The organism is Paenibacillus senegalensis JC66 (assembly GCF_000285515.1).
Taxonomy (GTDB): domain Bacteria; phylum Bacillota; class Bacilli; order Paenibacillales; family NBRC-103111; genus Paenibacillus_L; species Paenibacillus_L senegalensis.
Window position 1 is genome coordinate 80,076 of the sequence record NZ_HE610959.1, and the last position, 19,144, is coordinate 99,219.

The 19,144-nt window shown below is 48.4% G+C and carries 18 protein-coding genes; 9 read left to right on the forward strand and 9 right to left on the reverse strand.

Going from position 1 to position 19,144, the window contains the following annotated elements; genetic code table 11:
* Positions 1-116: 116 nt before the first annotated feature.
* On the reverse strand, positions 117-641 hold the full coding sequence (locus PSHG_RS12395; RefSeq protein WP_010273207.1) for a Na+/H+ antiporter subunit E: 525 nt from the start codon (positions 639-641) through the stop codon (positions 117-119).
* Positions 642-1,186: 545 nt separating this feature from the next.
* Here PSHG_RS12395 and larE point away from each other — a divergent pair.
* The 3 genes from larE (at position 1,187) to PSHG_RS12415 (ending at position 3,483) form a co-directional block, all read left to right on the forward strand.
* Positions 1,187-2,026 (forward strand): ATP-dependent sacrificial sulfur transferase LarE, encoded by an 840-nt coding sequence (gene larE / locus PSHG_RS12405; RefSeq protein WP_010273209.1) that lies wholly within the window; start codon positions 1,187-1,189, stop codon positions 2,024-2,026.
* Between the two features lie 202 nt (positions 2,027-2,228).
* Positions 2,229-2,537, forward strand: a complete 309-nt coding sequence (locus PSHG_RS27495) for a hypothetical protein (protein ID WP_010273211.1) — start codon at positions 2,229-2,231, stop codon at positions 2,535-2,537.
* A 271-nt stretch (positions 2,538-2,808) separates the two neighbouring features.
* Positions 2,809-3,483 (forward strand): oxidoreductase, encoded by a 675-nt coding sequence (locus PSHG_RS12415; RefSeq protein WP_010273213.1) that lies wholly within the window; start codon positions 2,809-2,811, stop codon positions 3,481-3,483.
* A gap of 53 nt (positions 3,484-3,536) precedes the next feature.
* Here the strand turns inward: PSHG_RS12415 and PSHG_RS12420 are convergent, their stop codons facing one another.
* Positions 3,537-5,255, reverse strand: coding sequence for an ABC transporter ATP-binding protein (locus PSHG_RS12420; RefSeq protein WP_010273214.1), 1,719 nt, complete (start codon positions 5,253-5,255; stop codon positions 3,537-3,539).
* Between the two features lie 354 nt (positions 5,256-5,609).
* Between PSHG_RS12420 and PSHG_RS12425 the strand changes: the two genes are divergently transcribed.
* From PSHG_RS12425 to PSHG_RS29990, 6 genes are all read left to right on the forward strand, one after another.
* The gene (locus PSHG_RS12425) at positions 5,610-6,557 is read left to right on the forward strand and encodes an ABC transporter ATP-binding protein (RefSeq protein ID WP_010273216.1); all 948 of its coding nucleotides are present in this window, start codon (positions 5,610-5,612) and stop codon (positions 6,555-6,557) included.
* A gap of 1 nt (position 6,558) precedes the next feature.
* Positions 6,559-7,287 carry an ABC transporter permease gene (locus PSHG_RS12430; RefSeq protein ID WP_010273218.1) on the forward strand — a complete coding sequence of 243 codons (729 nt, stop codon included), beginning with the start codon at positions 6,559-6,561 and terminating at the stop codon, positions 7,285-7,287.
* A complete protein-coding gene (locus PSHG_RS12435; protein WP_010273220.1) occupies positions 7,284-7,970 on the forward strand; it encodes an ABC transporter permease in 687 nt (228 codons plus the stop codon). The genes PSHG_RS12430 and PSHG_RS12435 overlap by 4 nt, the downstream gene beginning before the upstream one ends.
* 307 nt (positions 7,971-8,277) lie before the next feature.
* On the forward strand, positions 8,278-9,396 hold the full coding sequence (locus tag PSHG_RS12440) for a sensor histidine kinase (protein WP_010273221.1): 1,119 nt from the start codon (positions 8,278-8,280) through the stop codon (positions 9,394-9,396).
* Between the two features lie 22 nt (positions 9,397-9,418).
* On the forward strand, positions 9,419-10,033 hold the full coding sequence (locus PSHG_RS12445) for a response regulator (protein WP_010273222.1): 615 nt from the start codon (positions 9,419-9,421) through the stop codon (positions 10,031-10,033).
* 72 nt (positions 10,034-10,105) lie between these two features.
* Positions 10,106-11,500 carry a DUF6597 domain-containing transcriptional factor gene (locus PSHG_RS29990; protein ID WP_010273223.1) on the forward strand — a complete coding sequence of 465 codons (1,395 nt, stop codon included), beginning with the start codon at positions 10,106-10,108 and terminating at the stop codon, positions 11,498-11,500.
* A gap of 652 nt (positions 11,501-12,152) precedes the next feature.
* Here the strand turns inward: PSHG_RS29990 and PSHG_RS12455 are convergent.
* The 7 genes from PSHG_RS12455 to dhaL form a co-directional block, all read right to left on the reverse strand.
* Positions 12,153-13,484 carry an ABC transporter substrate-binding protein gene (locus PSHG_RS12455; RefSeq protein ID WP_010273224.1) on the reverse strand — a complete coding sequence of 444 codons (1,332 nt, stop codon included), beginning with the start codon at positions 13,482-13,484 and terminating at the stop codon, positions 12,153-12,155.
* Between the two features lie 329 nt (positions 13,485-13,813).
* Positions 13,814-14,581, reverse strand: a complete 768-nt coding sequence (locus PSHG_RS12460) for a carbohydrate ABC transporter permease (protein ID WP_235782062.1) — start codon at positions 14,579-14,581, stop codon at positions 13,814-13,816.
* Positions 14,582-14,682: 101 nt separating this feature from the next.
* On the reverse strand, positions 14,683-15,519 hold the full coding sequence (locus PSHG_RS12465) for a carbohydrate ABC transporter permease (protein WP_042121996.1): 837 nt from the start codon (positions 15,517-15,519) through the stop codon (positions 14,683-14,685).
* A 43-nt stretch (positions 15,520-15,562) separates the two neighbouring features.
* The gene (locus PSHG_RS12470; protein ID WP_010273232.1) at positions 15,563-16,606 is read right to left on the reverse strand and encodes an ABC transporter ATP-binding protein; all 1,044 of its coding nucleotides are present in this window, start codon (positions 16,604-16,606) and stop codon (positions 15,563-15,565) included.
* Positions 16,607-16,972: 366 nt separating this feature from the next.
* Positions 16,973-17,677 (reverse strand): glycerophosphodiester phosphodiesterase, encoded by a 705-nt coding sequence (locus PSHG_RS12475; protein WP_010273234.1) that lies wholly within the window; start codon positions 17,675-17,677, stop codon positions 16,973-16,975.
* Positions 17,678-17,700: 23 nt separating this feature from the next.
* Positions 17,701-18,510: a Cof-type HAD-IIB family hydrolase gene (locus PSHG_RS12480; RefSeq protein WP_010273235.1), complete on the reverse strand. Its 810-nt coding sequence runs from the start codon at positions 18,508-18,510 to the stop codon at positions 17,701-17,703.
* Between the two features lie 81 nt (positions 18,511-18,591).
* Positions 18,592-19,113 (reverse strand): dihydroxyacetone kinase subunit DhaL, encoded by a 522-nt coding sequence (gene dhaL / locus PSHG_RS27500; RefSeq protein ID WP_316244840.1) that lies wholly within the window; start codon positions 19,111-19,113, stop codon positions 18,592-18,594.
* Positions 19,114-19,144 lie beyond the last annotated feature (31 nt).

Sequence of the window (19,144 nt, forward strand, 5' to 3'; positions counted from 1 at the left end):
CAGACCCACGCGGTAAGAATCGGTAAAAAAACCAATAGCATTCCCGCGCTTGCCGGTAATGGATGCTCCTGCTTCCCTCGCAACCCTTTCGCTTTCTTACTACCGGGCATGCTTTTTTAATTTGTGTCTCTGTCTTTTTTAGCTTCCCTTTGCAGCCGTTCCTTCCCCCGGGTCACTTCCATGATAGCTTTTTCAAATGTGCCGCGGATTTGGCTGGTAAGTGATTCTACTTCTTTTACGTCCATGGCGTGAATATATAACGTTTTGTTATTCGAGGATACTTCCAGAGTAAGCGTCCCCGGAGTCAGCGAAATCAGGCAGGACGGCAGCGTGATTTCCCAATTCGTCTTCAGCGAAGTGCTGTATGCAAAAATGCCTGGTCGATTAGTCATGCGTGGCTGAAGGACCTGTTTAATGACAGTCCAGCAAGACAATATTAATTCACGGATAAACAGCAGAAGCAGCTTTAGAGCCGCCCATAGCCGGACCAAATATAGTTCACCCGGCCAAAAACGGCGAAGAATCCAAATGATGCCAATTCCGATTACATAGCCGACAACAAAGGTGGAAGAAGACCAATCATTGTGTAAAAACATCCATGTAAACGCGATAATAAAATTAATCAGTGCCTGTAGTGCCATGTTCAGATCTGCTCCTTGTCTTCTAACTGACTGGAAAATTATAGTGTGTGTGCATCATGCATAATTTATTTCATCCCAAGAGGTACCAAGATATAGAAAAAACTGCTTGATCTCTACACCTGTTGGATTAAAAACTTTACTGGGTCTATGCACAATGCTGATATTATGAATCCATTTTACAAATTTAAAACCGGTTCATGAAATGGATTCGTATAATGAAAAAAACACAAAAAAAGCCTGCAATGGCAGGCTCCTCCAGGTAAAGCTTATTCAATTGTCAGCGCACACGTTCAATAATATTAAATAATATACTGCTATTTTAGTTTCTTGTAAAGCCTTTCAATTTTATTTTTTTGTAAAATCCGGGACGATCGTTTTCCTTCTCCGATCCTCTCACGCTTTTTTGCGCTATTTTGTTCCCGTGATATTGCAGGTCTTTATCGAAAATGAAAGTCTGCATCATAAAGAAAACGGTGTACTCCATGAATTGTTAATGATACTCTTTAGATAACAGTTATAAACGAAAACACCTGGAGGTCTGCCGTATGCAAACCATAGAACATAAATATGCTCAGCTTGGCGAAATCCTAAATTCCATGGGAAAGGTGGTTGTTGCCTTTTCCGGTGGTGTAGATAGCACTTTTCTGTTAAAAGCCGCACTGGAGTTTCTCGGCAAAGACCGGGTGCTCGCTATCACAGCCGATTCTGAAACGTATCCAGAGAGAGAAAAGCATGAAGCGATACAGCTCGCCAAGGAATTGGGGGCTCACCACAGAGTTATTCATACTAGTGAGCTTGCTATTCCCGGCTATGCGGAGAATCCAACCAACCGCTGTTATTTCTGTAAAAATTCGCTGTTTGATCATTTGAAGCCGATCGCCAAGGACAGCGGATACGATCATGTCATCTTCGGTGCGATTGCCGATGATTTGGGGGATCATCGTCCGGGCCTGGTTGCAGCGCATGAGCAAGGAGTTCGGGCACCCTTAATGGAAGCCGGTATAAAAAAGTCTGAGATCAGGCATATGTCACGCCAGCTCGGCCTTCGCACCTGGGATAAACCTTCCTTTGCCTGTTTATCCTCGCGCATTCCCTATGGGGAAGCGATTACCGCCTATAAATTGTCGATGATCGACCAGGCAGAAGACTTCCTCATTCAGCTGGGTTTTCGCCAGGTACGCGTCAGGCAGCATGACCAATTAGCGCGGATTGAGGTTCCTCCTGCCGACCTTCCCGAGATTGTCGCTGTGGCAGAAACCATACATGCCAAGCTAAAAGAGATCGGTTATTCATATGTCACGATGGATTTGCAGGGATACCGCTCAGGCAGCTTGAATGAGGTGCTGACTCCCGAACAGCGAAACGCTTCTGCAATCCGCTCCTAACCAGGCCGATCCTTCTCCTAAGAGGCGCGGGCAGCTCAGGCAGCTCCCCGCGCCTCTTAGGAGTCTTTATAGCAAAGTATGCAGAAGCAATTATATACAAGTCACAAGCCATACACAATTATGCCGTTTATTATGTGATTTAATTCACATTATCAGTTCCCTCCTTCCTCTATACTTAAATTATAGAAGGGAGGATTTTATCATGAAAAAAGAGTGTCTGTTTTACTTCAAGCTGAACAAAGACGGCGAGATAAAGCTGCTGCGAGCCAATTTCATGCTGGATCAAAATGCTGAGCCCACCGTAGCTGACTTTATTCGCTGCTTCCGCCGTCTCGGCTATGACACCGAGCTTAGCGGTCGTCTCAGCTTAACCTTCAGGACAACAAATACCACTCCCGCCTATATCATTGAGGTTACTAAGGTGACAATCCGCGGGGAAACGGAAGAAACCCCTTTTATAGACTGGGAGCGGCAAGCGATCTTAAAAGAACTGCTGCAGCTGAACGCTTAATTTTCCTAATCAGGCATCGTGGAAGGCGAATAATTTATCACGTTATTTATTAATTCCATTAATTATTTCTGATATTAATTACATGCCCTCACCCCTTCCTCCTCCGCCTACAGCCTCCTTTTCACGGCTGCAGGCGTTTTTTTATTTATTCCGTTAGAGGTTCGAGGGATCATTGGCGTTTTCGCAGAAGATTTCGTAAGATAGAAGCATATTTAAAGCCTCGTTGAAGAACGCATTTTTTATTATCATCTAACGCTGAGGAGCTGGGGGTATGAGCCAAAAAACCGCTTTATTGCTTGGGGCTACCGGACTAGTCGGCGGTCATTTGCTGAAGCTTTTGCTGGAAAGCGAGCACTTCGGCCGCGTTGTTGTATTAAGCCGCAAATCTGGCGGAGCTAAGCATGAAAAGCTTCAAGAAATCATACTAGACTTTAACAGCCTGGACTCGGCTAAACCTCATTTTGCCGTTGATGTCCTGTTCTGCTGTCTCGGTACAACAATTAAAAAAGCAAAAACTAGAGAAGCCATGATCCGGGTAGACTACGAGTATCCGCTGGAAGCGGGCCGCCTGGCCAAGGAGATGGGAGTCGGGCATTATGCTGTCGTTAGCTCAATTGGCGCCAACGCGGACTCTCCGAACGCCTATCTGCGGACCAAAGGAAGGCTCGAAGCTGATTTGAAATCACTCGATTTCGCTGCCTTAAGCATCTTCCAGCCCTCACTTCTTCTTGGGAAGCGTCAGGAGTTCCGTTTTGGCGAAGGCCTGGCTTCTAAGCTGCTGCCCCTATTGTCCTTTGCTTTTGCAGGAAAGCTCAAAAAATATAAAGCTGTTGCCGCTTCTGATGTCGCGAAGGCCATGTATTCAGCAGCTTATCAGACTAAACCCGGTACAACGGTCTATCCTACCGATGAAATTATTAAATTGGCCGCTGCCGTCTCCGACTAGATCGTCTTGAAACGACCTAGCCGGAGACGGCCCTTTCATCGGCCTTGATGTTCTTAATGTATCGCAGCCTGTACGTCATGCAGGCGGCTGTATACACCTCCGGCAGAAATCAGCTCTTCATGCTTGCCCTGCTCCACGATCCCATGCTCATTCACAACAACGATTCTATCTGCATTTCTAATCGTGGACAAGCGATGGGCAATCACTAATGTCGTTCTGCCTTCTGAAAGCTCGGCCAGCGATTTCTGGATCGCCGCTTCGGTCTCGGTGTCTAGTGCGGAAGTCGCTTCATCCAGAATGAGGATTGGCGGGTTTTTCAGAAACATGCGGGCAATCGACAGCCTTTGCTTCTGTCCCCCCGACAGCTTAACCCCGCGTTCGCCAATAACCGTATCCATCCCTTCGGGCATGGAGCGAATCAGACCATCCAGCGCTGCTCTTCTTGCCGCCTCCCAAATTTGCTCTTCTGTTGCCTTCAAATTGCCGTAGGCTATATTCTCCCGAATCGTACCGGAAAACAGGAATACGTCCTGCTGTACAATTCCGATATGCTTGCGCAGTGATTGCAGCTTGATCTTGCGGGTATCCTTGCCATCGATCGTTATCCGTCCTTCATCCACCTCGTAAAAGCGGGGGAGCAGACTGCACAGGGTTGTTTTTCCGGCTCCAGATGGGCCAACGAAAGCTACCGTTTCTCCAGGCCGGATGGACAGATTAATGTTGTTCAAAATTTTGCGGTCTTTCTCATAGCCGAAAGATACGCCTTCAAAGCGAATATCCCCTTTTGGAGAAGCTAGATCAACGGCATCCGGGGCATCGGCAATGTCCGGCTCGGTATCGATAATTTCGATATACCGCTTGAATCCGGCGATTCCTTTCGGGTAACTTTCGATAACGGCATTTATTTTCTCAATAGGCCGGAAGAAAATGTTGGATAACAGCACAAACGCCATAAATTCGCCCATCTCGATTTTGCCTTCAATATAAAACCAAGCGCCGCAAATCATGACAAATACGGTAATAAGGCGCATCATCATGTAGCTGATGGAAATACTTTTAGCCATCGTTTTGTAGGCGAGCAGCTTCGTTTCCCGAAATTTCTGGTTTTCGACCGCAAACAGTTTGTTTTCATGCTCCTCATTGGCAAACGACTGGACTACACGGATGCCGCCCACATTGTCTTCAATTCGCGCATTGAAATTTCCGACATTGCCGAACAGTCTGCGGTACGTTCTTGTCATTCGCCGTCCGAAGAAGATCGTTACCCAGGCCATCAAAGGTACGATAACGAAAGTCAGCAGCGCCAGCTCCAGATTGATGTAGGCCATTAGAGTAAAGGAACCGACCAGCGTCATGATGGCAATGAACACATCCTCCGGCCCGTGATGGGCTACCTCACCGATATCGTTCAAATCATTAGTCACTCTGCCGATCAAATGTCCGGTCTTGTGGTTGTCGAAAAAACGAAACGACAGCTTCTGGATGTGATTGAACATTTTGCTTCGCATATCGGTCTCGATATTAATGCCCAGCATATGCCCCCAATAAGTCACCACGTAATTCAGCGCCGTATTCAAAGCGTAAATCGCCAGCAGCCCGAGGCACGCCATAACGATAATCGGCCAGTTCTGGCTGGGCAGCAGGTTGTCAATAAAGCCGCTCACCGCCATTGGAAAAGCAAGCTCAAGCAGTCCGGCAATCACGGCACAGCTGAAATCCAAAATAAATAGCCCCCTATAAGGGCGGTAATAAGAGAAAAAACGCCGCAGCAACCTAATCACTCTCCAAATCCATTCTGTCTGTCCTGGCTCTATGTCCCGGATTTCTGTCCTTTTTCCATATTAACTCATCTTTCGTACAAACAGGTAATAAAAAATACAGTTAACTGATTTTTTCTGTGACTAGGGCGGCCTAGCATTTTGGTAAAAAGCGTAACCTTTTACTGGGATCATGACATTTGTAACTATTAGCCCTTCAGACGCTTTGCCATAATGTTAATAGGCGGATCGGGATAACTCAAGCTGATTTTCGTCTGGATTGCATCCTGCTTTTATTACTGATAAGGTATACTTTCTCACTATTTAGTTAAAGAAATCGAACCTGTCCGTTTAGGAGGTTATAATTTTATGCTTGTTGCACAAATGAATAACATTGTAAAACGCTATGGCTCGCACCTGGCTCTCGATCACGTCGATCTGGACATCCGGGAAGGTGAAATTGTCGGCCTGCTCGGACCGAACGGCGCCGGGAAAACGACTCTGATTCATGCCTTGGCCGGCTTGAATCGGATCGACTCCGGTTCGATCCATTGTTTCGGCAAACCGCAAACGGCAAATCTAATGGAAATCAAGCGCAATCTGGGACTTGTCACCCAGGACATAACGATATTTGAAGATCTGACCGTTTGGGAGAACCTTGCTTTTTTCGGAGGAATTTACGGGTTAAAGGGCAGTGGCCTGAAAAAGAGAATCGAGGAAACACTCGAATTCGTCGGTTTGACCGACTGTGCCAACAAAAGACCGGGCATCTTCTCCGGCGGGATGAAGCGCCGTTTGAATATCGCCTGCGCTCTTACACATAAACCGAAGCTGTTAATTATGGATGAGCCTACCGTAGGCATTGATCCGCAGTCGCGCAACCATATTCTCGAATCGGTACGCGAGCTGCAGCGCTCGGGTACAACGATTCTGTACACAACCCACTATATGGAGGAGGTTCAATCCATCGCTTCCCGCATCGTCATAATGGATCAAGGGCATGTCATTGCCCAGGGCACTCTCGATGATCTGATCGATAATATTCAGCATGAAGAAAAAATCAAGATCGAACTGGTTGAGGTTACCGGGCAATTACTGGAGCAGCTCCGCCAGCTGGCCGGCGTCAAATCCGTCACTCAGGAGGGCAACAAACTTACTATTATTTCCACTGTCGGTTCAGGAAATTTGGACCGGGCGCTGGCCCTTGCCCGCCATGCCGGGGGCATTCGTTCCATTAATGCAGAGAAGCCCACTCTCGAGGATGTGTTTTTTACCTTGACCGGTAAGCAGCTTCGCGACGGAAAGGAGACTTCCTAATATGGCGCGGATGATTTATTTTTCTATTCTGCGAATGCTGCGCGGCTACAGCGCGATTATTCTGCTGTTCGTTGTCCCTCTTGCCATTATTACTTTACTAAGCCTGATCGTTGGCAATGAGTACAGTGTCGAGGGGCTCTCCTCCAGACAGTATATTGCAATGACCATGGTGATTGTATTCCAGCTTTTCAGCGGCAATTACGCCATGTTCTATATTCATGCCGACCTGGTCAAATTAAGGAGGTGGAAAATCCAATCGCTCCCTGTTTCCCTTTTCAAATACTCCGCGGCCATACTGTTCGCCAGCACTTTTTTTAGCACGCTGCAAGGCTTGCTCCTTGTTCTGTACACCCGGTTGCTATTCGGTGTCGAATGGGGCAATTACGCGTGGCTGCTTCTTATTATCGTGACCCTCTCACTGCTGTCGCAGTTTGTACATTTGACGATGGTCTTTTCCACAAGCACGATATCAATGGCCGAACGATTTACAGAAATCTATGGAATCGGGTTTATTCTGCTTGCGGGCATTATTTTTCCGATGCCGGTCTGGCCTGTGATCGAATGGATCAATGGTTTCCTTAATCCAATCACGCTCGCTCAATCAGCATTAATGGGGCCAGTTGCCCAAATCGATTACGGAAATCCTTATGCCAGCCTGCTGCTGCTTATCGTCCAATTGCTGTTGTTTGCCGTGCTTTCCGCAGTACTTGGGAGGAGGAGACTGTCATGACCATTTTCCGCTACTCTTTGTTAAGAAGCGTGCGCAATAAAGGCACTCTGCTGCTGCTAATTGCGGTACCCTTGCTGGCCATCTTTATGCCCTCCATCGATTGGCCTGCACTGCCTCTCGGTTACCACTATTTCGGCGTGTTTCTGCTCTTTGTCGCAGCCAAGCTCGTCCACCTGATGATCGCGGACCGCTCCAGCGGTGTTATTATCCGCATCAGCACGGCGCCTGTAAGCCATCTCTCTTATTTATGGCAAAATCTGCTGGCTTTCTCCATTTTGCTTATCAGTCAGTGCGTCATTGTAGCAGCCAGCGGGCAGTTCGTTCATAGCGGTCAGCTGCCGCCTGTGATTCCATTGCTGCTCGTCTACAGTGTGTTCACCTTCTCTGCCATCGCTTTTTCTCTAGCCTGGTGCTCTTTCTTCCGCAGCAGGGAAACGTCTTTAGCTATCTTGTTCAGCGTTATCCTGCTTTTAGCGATGCTCGGGGGAATCATGTGGCCGACTCAAATCATGCCTCCTGCTTTACAAAAAGCAGCCATGCTGCTGCCTACATACTGGTATATGGAAGCCCTGCAGCTTACTCTGCATAAAGCGCCTCTTTGGGAACTGATTGTTCCCCTGCTGAACTTAATTTTATTTACTCTGGTCTTTCTCCTTCTCGGCAGCCGGCGCAAGCTGTATTGAACCAGTTTTTCTGTGCTTTAGGGCGGCCGCCCGTCCAGGCTCATCCGAGCTATTTGGGAGAAAAATAATTGGCAAAGCCCTGGATTGGACTAGCTACCGGTTTATGATACGATAAAAAAAAGCTTGTGCTTTCACGACAAAAAACAGCTTGTGCTTTTACGATTAAGCATCTTGCATAATGGAAATTCATCCTTAGCGGGTAACAGGCTTTAAAACCAATGGAAACTGTTTTGCTCCATATCTTGCTTGACCGAAAGATCCGCTGGGATTTATGCAAAAGGCTGGATTAAGAACGAGGTTGCTATCGATGACGACTCCCCTTCCTACCAAGCTCGAATCGTCTCCGGCCATGGCAGCGCTGATTTGGCGAATCGGCGCTTTTATTGGTTTGACGATTTTGTGGTTGTCCGGCAGCAGCGAAGCTGCTGGCCTGATGCTCATTCTGGCGCTGGCCGTCCTCGCCTTGGCGCGCTGGCGGATGCCTTTGCCGCCCGGCACGCTGCTGGCCGATCAGCTGCTTTGTCTGGTGGCGGCGGCTTTGGCTTGGCCGGGCGCCTGGTTCAGTCTCGCCCTGCCGCTATTCGAGACCGCGCTGCGCAGAGCATACATATACGCCGTCCCGATTGTCCTGCTATTCGCCGTCTACGCGCCCGCCTCCCCACTGCTCTGGGCCGTCATGCTGCAGGCGGCGTTTGTCGGCTGGGCGATCGGCCAATGGTCAGCGCAGCTGGAACGCTACCGCCGAGAGGCCGATCAGGAGCGGCGTGAACGCTATGAGCTGGAGCGGCTGAAGGAAGGGTGGCAGCTGGCCAATATTAGAGCCGCCCGCTTAGCCGAGCTCAGCGAACGCACGCGGATGGCCCACAAGCTGCACGATCATGTCGGCCATGAAATTGCGGCCGCGATGCTGGCAATGCAAGCTTTCGAGCGGCTGTGGCAAGAAAACGATCCGCGGGCGGCTGAACTATTCAGGCAAGCGCAGCAGCGGTTGGACAACAGCGCCCTGCAGCTGCGGGAAACGGTGCTTGACATGACCCCGGTAGAGCTGACCGGTGTGGATCGCTTGCAGGACATTTGCCAGCAGTTTGCGGCTTTATCGATACGGCTGCAAGTATACGGCGACAGCGGCAAAGTCCCTGTTCATTTGTGGACAGTGCTGGAGCCCTGCCTAAAAGAAGCATTAACGAATGCCGCCCGTCATTCGAACGCGAGTCATGTCGAGGTAACGCTCGATATAAGCAGCGCCATTGTCAGGCTCAGCGTACAAGACAACGGAACAGCGGCAAGCGAAGGCGAAAACCCGCCAGGGACCGGTCTGCGCAATTTGCGCCGCCGCGCCCAAGCAGTAGGCGGCACCGTAACTGCTCATTGGGATAACGGCTTCCAGCTCATCTGTGTGCTGCCGTTAGGAGAGGAGATTATCTGATGTTAAGAAGGGAGATTGTCTGATGCCCCGAAAAAGCGTGCTGATCGTCGATGACGATCCGCTCATCTGCCAAAGCCTGCAGGTCTTGCTGTCGCGGGAGCAGGATCTGTACGTTAGCGGTACGGCGAATAACGGGCAGGAAGCGATCGACTGCTGTAAAAAGCTGCCGCCGGATCTGATCCTCATGGACATACGCATGCCGGGAATGGACGGCATTCAAGCTACCAGGGAAATTAAACAGCAATGGCCCCATATTCAAATTATGATGCTGACCACCTTTCAGGATGAACAAAACATCCGCTCCGCCCTGCAAGCTGGAGCTGCCGGCTACATGCTGAAGTCGACGAAGGTGTCCGGTATGGCCGAACAGCTGCGCGCCCTCGGTTCGGGAAGCACCGTGCTCGATTCTGAAGTCATCAAGCATCTCGTTCCCCCAACGAACAGCGAGCTCGATCAGCTGACGCCAAGAGAACGGGACATCGTAGAGCGAATTGCCCAAGGCTGCAGCAACCGCGAAATTGCCGGCCAGCTGTTCATAAGCGAAGGCACCGTGCGCAATACGCTGTCTACCATATTGGAGAAGCTGCAGCTGCGGGATCGCACCCAGCTGGCCATCTATTATTGGAAGCGCCGATAAAATCGATTAGTGCCTGCAATGCATTACTTGTTAAATCGATTATAAAGAACATGAACATGGAGTCGTGAACCCATGACCTACTACATGGAATTTCAGCCTCACCCGCTGACCTGCCCGGAATCTCATTCCCGTCCGCTTGCCTGCTCGGAATCTCAGCCCCATCCGCTGATCTACATGGAATATCAGCCCCACCCGCTGCTGGAGGGGATAATCGATAACTATTGGATTAAGCGGACAGGCGCCACGATGACTCCGCACGAAAGTGAAAATTGGATCACCGACCTCAGTATGGAGCTTATTTTTCATTATGGCGCCCCTCTGCTCTGCGATCTCAGCCGTTCGCGTACAGAGATTGCGGCAGGAAGCCATCTCATTGGCATGCGCAAACAATCGATGAGCTTGCAGCGCACTGGGCCGATTGAGCTTATCGCTGTGCGCTTCAGGCCGGGCGGCTTCACTCGTCTTTTTGGTATGCCAGCAGCCGGGTTTACAAACCGCATAGCAAGCGCCGGGGAAATTTGGGGCGCAGAAGCCCGGGAACTGACTCGCCAGCTGTACAGGCTGGAATCGGACCAAGCCCGGATTGCTCTCCTGGATGATCGTTTGCTGCAATTATTTGACCGCGGCGGACCATCAGCATTCTATCGAGACCATCCACTGCTCCAGACCGCGATCAGACGTATCTATGAGACGGAGGGAACCCTGCCCGTTCAAACGATTTGTGAAGAGCTTAATACCGGCTACAAAAAGTTTCAGCGGCTCTTTCACCTCCATATCGGCATTACCCCCAAGCTGTTTTGCCGCATTATCCGCTTTCATTACGCCATGAATAAGCTCTTGGGCACTTCTTCTCATGCAAATGAGGAACAGCCGGCAGAGATCGACCCGTTTTACGACCAATCTCATTTTATTAAAGAGTTCCAGCATTTTACCGGATTAACTCCCCGTCAATTAGTAACCCATCGAGCGAAACTTTCTGTACAATTGGCGAATTCGGAGCGATTGTCCAATTTTTACAATACGAAGACGGCACCCCCCGGTATGATGATAAGGAACTTTAATAACAAGGAGATGAATTGTATGGAGAAACTAACCCCGTATATTTATTGTGAAGATGCCAGGAAACAGGCGGATTTTTACGCAAAAGCATTGGGAGGACAGATCGCAAGCGTGCAGACGTATGGAGATATGCCCAATGCCACGGAGGAAACGAAGGACAAAGTCATCCATCTCGTCCTGAAATTCGGTGAGCTGCAGCTGTTCCTAGCTGACTACAGCCCCCTTCAGTCCGGCAATCAAATGGATCTGGCGGTTGAGTTTAAGACAGAGGAACAAGCACAAGCGGCATTTAACGGCATTTCTAAAGGCGGCAAAGTCATCTTTCCGCTGGAAAAAATGGCCTGGGGATCGATGCTGGGGCGGGTGGAAGATCAATTCGGCATCCGCTGGCAAATCGCCACGGTGTAGTCATTGAGCTGAGCTTGCGCCGCGCTGCGCAGCCGTTCCGGATTCTAACGTTCACAATTTAGGGTGTCGATTAACTGTGAATAACAGTTTGCAGGGGGCAGTAAGGGACGTTTGCCGCCTGCTTTCAAATTCTAACGCTCGCCGTGGTCCTTATTTGTGCAAAATCAGGGACGAGCGAGGATGAGCGTTAGCGCTCGGACACCTGTTGGTCGTTGCCAGGACTTTACTAGATTCCGCTACACCAATGCAGCACACTCGCTGCTCACCTGCAGCACATTCGCTGCCTACTCGCGGCACACCGCACTACCCCAGGATGCCTGTTGGTCGATGATGAGCACCAGGCATGAAATCGAGCCTCAATATCATGACTGTTACCCTCCGATTGTGTCAGGGAAGCAAAGATTGTGTCAACAAGCAAAAAAACAACAAGCTCCGGGAGTAACAAAGCCCGGAGCTTGCGTTTTTCATATAGTCACGCGATCACACTGAAGATCAGGTACAGCGAAGTTCGGTCGCACTAAAGATCCGACATGCTGAACGTTCAACCGCACCAAGCGTTCAGACGCACCAGCGATCTGCCATTCGGATCTAACCGCACCGAACCTCCAATTGCACGAATCTCATCCGCACCGAACGTTCCCCTCACAGGCGATCAGTTATACTGGGCAAGAATCCGATCCGCTTCCGACTTCAAGCGGTCCAATGTAGCCTGGATATCTTCGCTATCATACATGATGGCCTGGATTGCAGAGAAGAACTCCTGCTCTACTTCCTGCCATGCAATATGCATGTTTGTGTCGATCGCATGCTCTAATTGGTCATAAGCTACTTTACGGTTAGGCTCCCGTTCCCAAAGCTCCTTAATGGCATCCGACTCGACCATGGCATGAGTAAATGGCAGATATCCGGACTCTACAATGAATTCTTCTGCTCCCTCAGGAGAAGTCATCAACCAGTGGACGAATTCCCACGCTGCTTCTTTTTTATCCGAATCTTCCAGCATAACCAGATTCGCACCGCCAGTCGGGTTCGCATAAACTTCATCCGCAGGCAGGAATGCTGTTACATAGTCAAATTCAACCGACTCCAGCAATCCGCCAATGGAACCTGTGGATTGGTAAATCATGCCCACTTTTTCTCCAACGAACATTTGGTTAACAATGTTGCCAGAGTCTTGGGCTGGCGGATAAAACAAAGCGCCCGAGTTTTGGTTTTCTTTCAGGTACTCAAATACTTTCAGGCCAACCCCGTTATCATAGAACCCGATGGAAGTCCCTTCTTCATTAAAGAATCTGCCTCCAGCCTGGGTAATCATGGCTATCGGATACCAGGTATCATATACCATAGAGTAACCGTAGACTTGATTTTCTCCGCTGCCCTCAGCCAGAGCTGTGGCTACTTCTCTAAGCTCCTGCCAGTTTGCAGGCACTTCCAGACCGGCTTCATCCAGCATGGATTTATTAACATGCAGAATGGGAGTGGAGCGGTTTAACGGCAGGGAAACGATCTTGTCATCGAATACCGAGTGGCCCAACAAACCTTCCGTGAAATCATCCAGGCTTAATCCGGTAGAATCCATAAAAGGGGTCATATCGGCAAGCACTTCCGAATCGGAGAAGAACTGCACATAAGCTCTTTCCAGCATCGACAGGTCAGGAGCTGTACCGGCGGATACCGACTGCTGAAGCTTCGTAACGGTTTCGGCGTAACCGCCTTGATAAGTACCGACCACCTCTACGGAATCCTGGGAGCTGTTAAAGCGGCTGATCATCTCATCAATCAATTCGCCATTACGGCCGCCCAGGGAATGCCAGAACTCAATCGTAGTTTTTCCGCCGCTCCCATCAGCTGCCGGCGGATTGCTGCCTGAAGGGGATTCGCTAGGAGTTGCCCCGCCTCCGCCTCCATTGGATGAGGAACATGCTGCCATAACTAATGACAAAGATAACAGTAATGCGGCTGACCCTTTGTTTTTAAGATTCATTAATATCTTCCTCCAATAAAAAATTTAAATAGCGAATCAATTTCATACACGACTTCAATCTCGCAGGTACAAAATAGAGATCCTTTTAAACCGTTTTAAACTATATGATTCTATATTCTGTGGATTAAACACTGCGAGATGGCATTATGAAAATGATTCAAGTTGTTACAATTGTGGCTCGAATCCAAAAACCGTGCTTGTGACTAGCAAGCCACGATGCTCCGGGATCAGAGGGTTCAGCAATTTCCCCCTTGCCCTGCAAGCAATTGCTTTTAGTTTAGAGCCACATTTATCTGGAATTTCTTTGTAACCGACTGGAATTTAAACCATTATTTTATACCGGAGTAAACAAAAGCTTTAACTATTTGTTTGGAAGCAAACAAATACACAATGAGTATAGGTACTACCAGCACTACGTTACCTGCCATGATGATATGCCAATTGCTGATTCCCTCTGTCTGCCGCAGCATTGCAATTCCCAAGGTTAATGGCCTGACGGCTGTCGAATCGGTCATGACAAGCGGCCAGAAATAATCGTTCCAGTGACTGACAAAACTGAACAGAGCAATAGTAGCCAGCGCCGGTTTGGACATTGGTGTCATAATCTTCAGCATAATCTTCCATTCACTGGCGTTATCCAGTCTCGCCGACTCTATAATTTCCTCAGGTATCTGCATGAAATACTGCCTCAGCAGGAAGATCCCAAAAGCATTCGTCATAAACGGAATGATTTGCGGCCACAACGTTTTGATCAATCCCCACTCTGCCATCATGAGATATATAGGGATAAAAGTTACCTGACCAGGAATCATGAAGGCCAGCAAAACAAAGCTGAACAGTAACGTTTTTCCTCTGAATCTATATTTCGCGAATGCATAAGCAGCCGGAATCATAACAAGCAGCTGGATGACGATAATAGTCAAGGTTACGATAATAGAGTTCCGCGCATAGATATGAAACGGTCCTGCCTTCATCGCGTCGACGAAGTTAATCCATTGCGGCACAGCCGGAATAAGGGTAGGCGGAAACGTCATAGTTTCCCTGAATGTCTGAAGTGAAGTCGAGATCATCCATAGAAACGGAAAGATAAATACCATCACTGCAGCAATTTTCAGCAAGTAGTTAAGCCCCGTCCCGATGTGCCTCCATATTGATGGTGTATTCAAAGCCGGTCCTCCTTTCTTCATTTCTTAGGCGATCACTGATAATGGACTCTCTTAGCCAACAGCCGGAAATAGATCAAGGTCAAGATCCCGATAATAATCATCAGGACAACCCCGGTTGCCGATGCATAACCAATGTTTGTCGTTCTGTAGTTATAAATGTAATAAACTAACGTATTGGTTGCGTTGTTCGGTCCACCACCAGTCATAATCCGGACCGTATCGAATACTTTGAACGAACCGATCGTCATAATAATCAGAATGAAAAATAATTGCGGCGAAATTAACGGAAACGTAATCTTGTAGAACACCTGCCATTTATTGGCGTTATCCAGCTCTGCCGCTTCGTATATGCTCGGATTGATCCCCTGTAATGCAGCGACAATAATTAACGAGTAGTAGCCGATGCTACCCCAGACGGAAACGATAATAATCGAGATCATCGCAGTCGATGAGCTTTGCAGCCACTGTGAAGGCGGAAGCCCTACACTCGTTAACACATAGTTAAGGAATCCGAGATTCGGCTCCATCAGCCATAACCACACCAAAGCTATCGAAACGATGGAAATGATGTGCGGGGTGAAAATACCCGCTTGCACGAATGCGTTGAACTTGGTTTTCTTTTTCAACCATAAAGCGATCAAAAGCGAAATCGCCATGGTCAGAACAACGACGCCGAATGTATAAATCGCCGTATTCCACAGCACCTTGTAAAAATCAGGCCGTGATAAGATCTGGAGATAGTTATCCAGACCGATGAAACGGCTTCTCGCCTTATTCATCAGATTATAGTTGTAGAAACTAAGGTAGATCAGATAGCCCATCGGATACAGCACAAACACAAAGATGCCGACCATTGCGGGTCCTATCATGACATAAGGACGCAACCTTTCCCACCTATTTTTTATTGTCCATTTAATAACCCCTCAGTGCCTCAATATAGTCTTGATAGCTGGCATCATCCTTCGCAATTCGATCGCCATTGGCGTCAAAGAAATACATTTTGGACGCGGGGACTTCCATAAACACCTCTTCATCTACCGAGAAATGATCATCGAGTGATTTGATCATAAAGGCGGCATCCTTGTATTTGATTTGATATAAGGTCTCGGATCCCAGCATTTCGCGAGTGGATATCGTACCTTTCACCGAGAATGGAGCTTCCCCCTTGCCATCCTTCAGTTCAACGCTCTCCGGGCGGAAGCCGAAGTGAATGTTGGCGCTCTCAAGACGCGCGATGTTCATCGGCGGCACCCCTATGAATTGAGCTGCAAACATGTTGCTCGGCTCACGATACATTACCTCCGGCGGAGCTTCCTGCTGAATGAGGCCGTTGTTCATCAAAACAATCGTGTCGGCCATCGACATGGCTTCCACCTGATCATGTGTTACATAGACAAAAGTAGTACCGAGCTTCTTGTGCAGCTCAATCAGCTCAATGCGCATCTGTGCTCTCAATTTGGCATCCAGATTGGACAATGGCTCATCCATCAGAAAGACGGAAGGTTTCTTAACCATGGCGCGTGCCAAGGCAACACGCTGTCTCTGTCCGCCGGATAGCGTTGATGGCATGCGGTCCAAATACGGACTCAAGCCTACCGTAGCGCTGATGCTTTCCACGAGTTGAGTGCGCTCTTCTTTGCCGACCTTGTTATTTTTCAATCCGAATTCTATATTTTCCCGGACTGACATGGTCGGATAGATGGCATAGTTTTGGAAAACCATGGCCACCCCCCTTTTACCTGGAGCGATATTGCTTACATCTTTGCCATTAATCAAGACCTTGCCTGAGGTTTGCGGGCCGATACCGGCTATCATTCGCAACAGAGTGGTTTTCCCGCAGCCTGAAGGCCCGACAAGAACGGTAAACTTGCCGTCTTCAATGGTCAGGTCCAGGTCCTTGATGATGACATTTTTTTCAAACTCTTTCGTTACTTTTACAAACTCTATCGATGCCAAGTTCAATCCTCCTCCACTTCATCTTTGACTACTCCACATTAGTGAACGGAAATCCCCATGTTGACTGCTGCGTAACGTCAAAACATAAGCGTTCTCTTGGAAGCCCTTTCATAATAGCGCCTAAACGTTAGGCCGGAAGCTGCTTCTGTCCTTTGAAGTTCATGTAGAGTTTGTATTGTTCACATATGAGCACAAACGAATTGTTTTTGTGCTCATATGTGTGAAACTTGTGTTTTATTATACACAAACAAACGTTTACACTCAATAGGAGCTTCCCTGCAAAGTTAGGTTTTTACAAAAAAAATATAATATTCGCTCATTTATGTGTATATTTCGCTCATAAATGAGCTTGTTTTTGCGAAAATATTAATGATTTGTATAAATCTTCGCCCAAGATTCCAATTCATCTGTGCAAATAAGGACTGATTGCCATTGTTTATATCTCTTCATTTCCTCTTCCTGATTAATCGTATAGGGAATGAGAATCACCTGTTCCTGTTCACATTGTGTAAGGAGAGAATCCGTAATATAGCGGTGGTTAATAGATATGTAATTGGCGCGCAGCTCTTTAGCGAGAGCAAAGAGAGCTGGAGAGGCTCCGGAGTTAATAATCCCGAGGTCAATCTTGGCATTCATGCTTCTCACCCGCTCCAAGGCATAATGGTCGAAAGAGGCGATGAAGGACTGCTCCAGCATGTCGTTGTCCTTAACCGCCTGGAGCACTATTTTTTCCAATCCGGGATACAAATCCCCCATCTGTTTAAGCTCAATATCTACAATAATCCGATCTTTCAAAAGCTCTAGCGCTTCCTGCAAAGTGGGAATCTGCTCACCATTCTTTAGCCGAAGTTCTTTCAGCTCGGCCAAGGTATAGTCCTTAACTCTTCCGCTGCCTGCACTAACTCTGTCCAGCGTAGTATCATGCAGAATGACCGGAACCTCATCCCGGGTCAATTGCACATCTAATTCGAGATGAGTGTAGTTCAAGTCAAGTGCCGCTTGAAATGCGGGGAGGGTGTTCTCTGTATGATGCTTCGCATAACCTCTATGGGCAATCCCTTTAATTTTCATGTATCGTCCACCTCATGACCGTTTTATTCTTTAATAAAAACAAACTTATTCATCGCCTCTACGACTCCGTCTCCATAACCTTCCTGGCACACGTAGGTCGCTTTTTGCTTCAAATCCGGGTGACTGTTCGCAACCGCTACCCCAATCCCTGATCGCTCGAGCATATCCACGTCATTAAGCTGGTTTCCTATGCTCATCACCTGGTCTGGTGTAACCTGCATGACCTTCATCAGCTTCTGCAGCGCTGTTCCTTTGCTTTGATTCGGAGGCAAAATTTCAAAAAAATCATTCTCTGACTGGGCTGTGGCGTATGTCAGTCTGAATGTCCCTTGATATTTCCTCCATAATGCGTGGATTTCATTCATATCCCCAATCAGCAGCACCTTCTGTACAACGGTGTCATCACCGCCCCAGATGCCGGACTGCGGGTCAATGCATTCACATTGCACGCTTTCCTTAAGCTCGAACTTGCGCACTTCCTCAGTATGTCTCATCGTACGGATCCCTTTCTCGTTAAAGAACATGACGGTTAACCCGTTTTGATCCGCTTCTTTCAGGAGAGGAGCCAATTCCTCCAGAGAAAGTGTGGCCATCTCCCAAATTTTGTGACGGTCAGCCAGCACAGAACCATTGCAAAGAATAAAAGGGATTTCGATATCCAGCTCCTCTACTATGGAACGGGTGCTGGGTCCGAATCTGCCCGTAGCAAATGTAAACCATCCTCCCGCTTCGCGAAACCGCCGGATGGACCGTTTAACAGCATCGGACAGCTGATGGTCTTCCGACAGCAGCGTGCCATCCAGATCACTAACGATTAATCGGATTTCATTCATAGCTTTACCTGCCTTAAACATAATGGTAGTTAATGTTCAAAAAAGAAAGAGCATTTTGCATGATTCCATTTCATCCGCCTGCTATTTCTTATCAGCGACCGCCTCAGTGAATGCAGACAGGATGTAGAAAGCGGACGCCGCACCGGGATCAATATGTCCGACCGAACGCTCACCAAGCCGGCTCGAACGCCCTAACCGTGAAACAAGCTGGCTGGTCGATTTCATGCCCTCCTCGCTTGCTGCGGCTGCCTGCTGCAAGCAGGCTTGCAAATCCCGGCCTTCGTCTCTTGCCTGCAGCATCGATTGCATCGCAGGAACCCAGGCGTCTATCATCGTTTTATCACCGATCTGAGCTTTCCCCCTTTCCTGGATGCCTTCAATCGCTGCTTTCCAAAATTGGATGACATCATCTTCTGTCAATTCGCTCTTCCCTTGCAGAGCAGCTGCGCCTCTTATGAAAGCGGTAGCATACAGGGGACCAACAGACGAACCGACAGCATTTAGAAAAGCCATTGCCGTTTCTTTACATACAGCGCTGCAATCCTCGTGCTCGCGGCTGTCCAGCTTTTCAACAACAGCCCTCCAGCCGATCGACATCGTCACTCCATGGTCTCCGTCACCTACGGCACGGTCC

What these genes read in the sequence shown, in the direction of transcription:
- PSHG_RS12460 (WP_235782062.1), bottom strand. Translation starts at nt 14,581, where the DNA reads ATGGTATTTATCTTTCCGTTTCTATGGATGATCTCGACTTCACTTCAG.
- PSHG_RS12455 (WP_010273224.1), bottom strand. Translation starts at nt 13,484, where the DNA reads ATGAATCTTAAAAACAAAGGGTCAGCCGCATTACTGTTATCTTTGTCA.
- PSHG_RS12445 (WP_010273222.1), top strand. Translation starts at nt 9,419, where the DNA reads ATGCCCCGAAAAAGCGTGCTGATCGTCGATGACGATCCGCTCATCTGC.
- PSHG_RS12430 (WP_010273218.1), top strand. Translation starts at nt 6,559, where the DNA reads ATGGCGCGGATGATTTATTTTTCTATTCTGCGAATGCTGCGCGGCTAC.
- PSHG_RS12415 (WP_010273213.1), top strand. Translation starts at nt 2,809, where the DNA reads ATGAGCCAAAAAACCGCTTTATTGCTTGGGGCTACCGGACTAGTCGGC.
- PSHG_RS27495 (WP_010273211.1), top strand. Translation starts at nt 2,229, where the DNA reads ATGAAAAAAGAGTGTCTGTTTTACTTCAAGCTGAACAAAGACGGCGAG.
- PSHG_RS12395 (WP_010273207.1), bottom strand. Translation starts at nt 641, where the DNA reads ATGGCACTACAGGCACTGATTAATTTTATTATCGCGTTTACATGGATG.
- PSHG_RS12435 (WP_010273220.1), top strand. Translation starts at nt 7,284, where the DNA reads ATGACCATTTTCCGCTACTCTTTGTTAAGAAGCGTGCGCAATAAAGGC.
- PSHG_RS12425 (WP_010273216.1), top strand. Translation starts at nt 5,610, where the DNA reads ATGCTTGTTGCACAAATGAATAACATTGTAAAACGCTATGGCTCGCAC.
- larE (WP_010273209.1), top strand. Translation starts at nt 1,187, where the DNA reads ATGCAAACCATAGAACATAAATATGCTCAGCTTGGCGAAATCCTAAAT.
- PSHG_RS12480 (WP_010273235.1), bottom strand. Translation starts at nt 18,510, where the DNA reads ATGAATGAAATCCGATTAATCGTTAGTGATCTGGATGGCACGCTGCTG.
- PSHG_RS12440 (WP_010273221.1), top strand. Translation starts at nt 8,278, where the DNA reads ATGACGACTCCCCTTCCTACCAAGCTCGAATCGTCTCCGGCCATGGCA.
- PSHG_RS29990 (WP_010273223.1), top strand. Translation starts at nt 10,106, where the DNA reads ATGACCTACTACATGGAATTTCAGCCTCACCCGCTGACCTGCCCGGAA.
- PSHG_RS12475 (WP_010273234.1), bottom strand. Translation starts at nt 17,677, where the DNA reads ATGAAAATTAAAGGGATTGCCCATAGAGGTTATGCGAAGCATCATACA.
- PSHG_RS12465 (WP_042121996.1), bottom strand. Translation starts at nt 15,519, where the DNA reads ATGATAGGACCCGCAATGGTCGGCATCTTTGTGTTTGTGCTGTATCCG.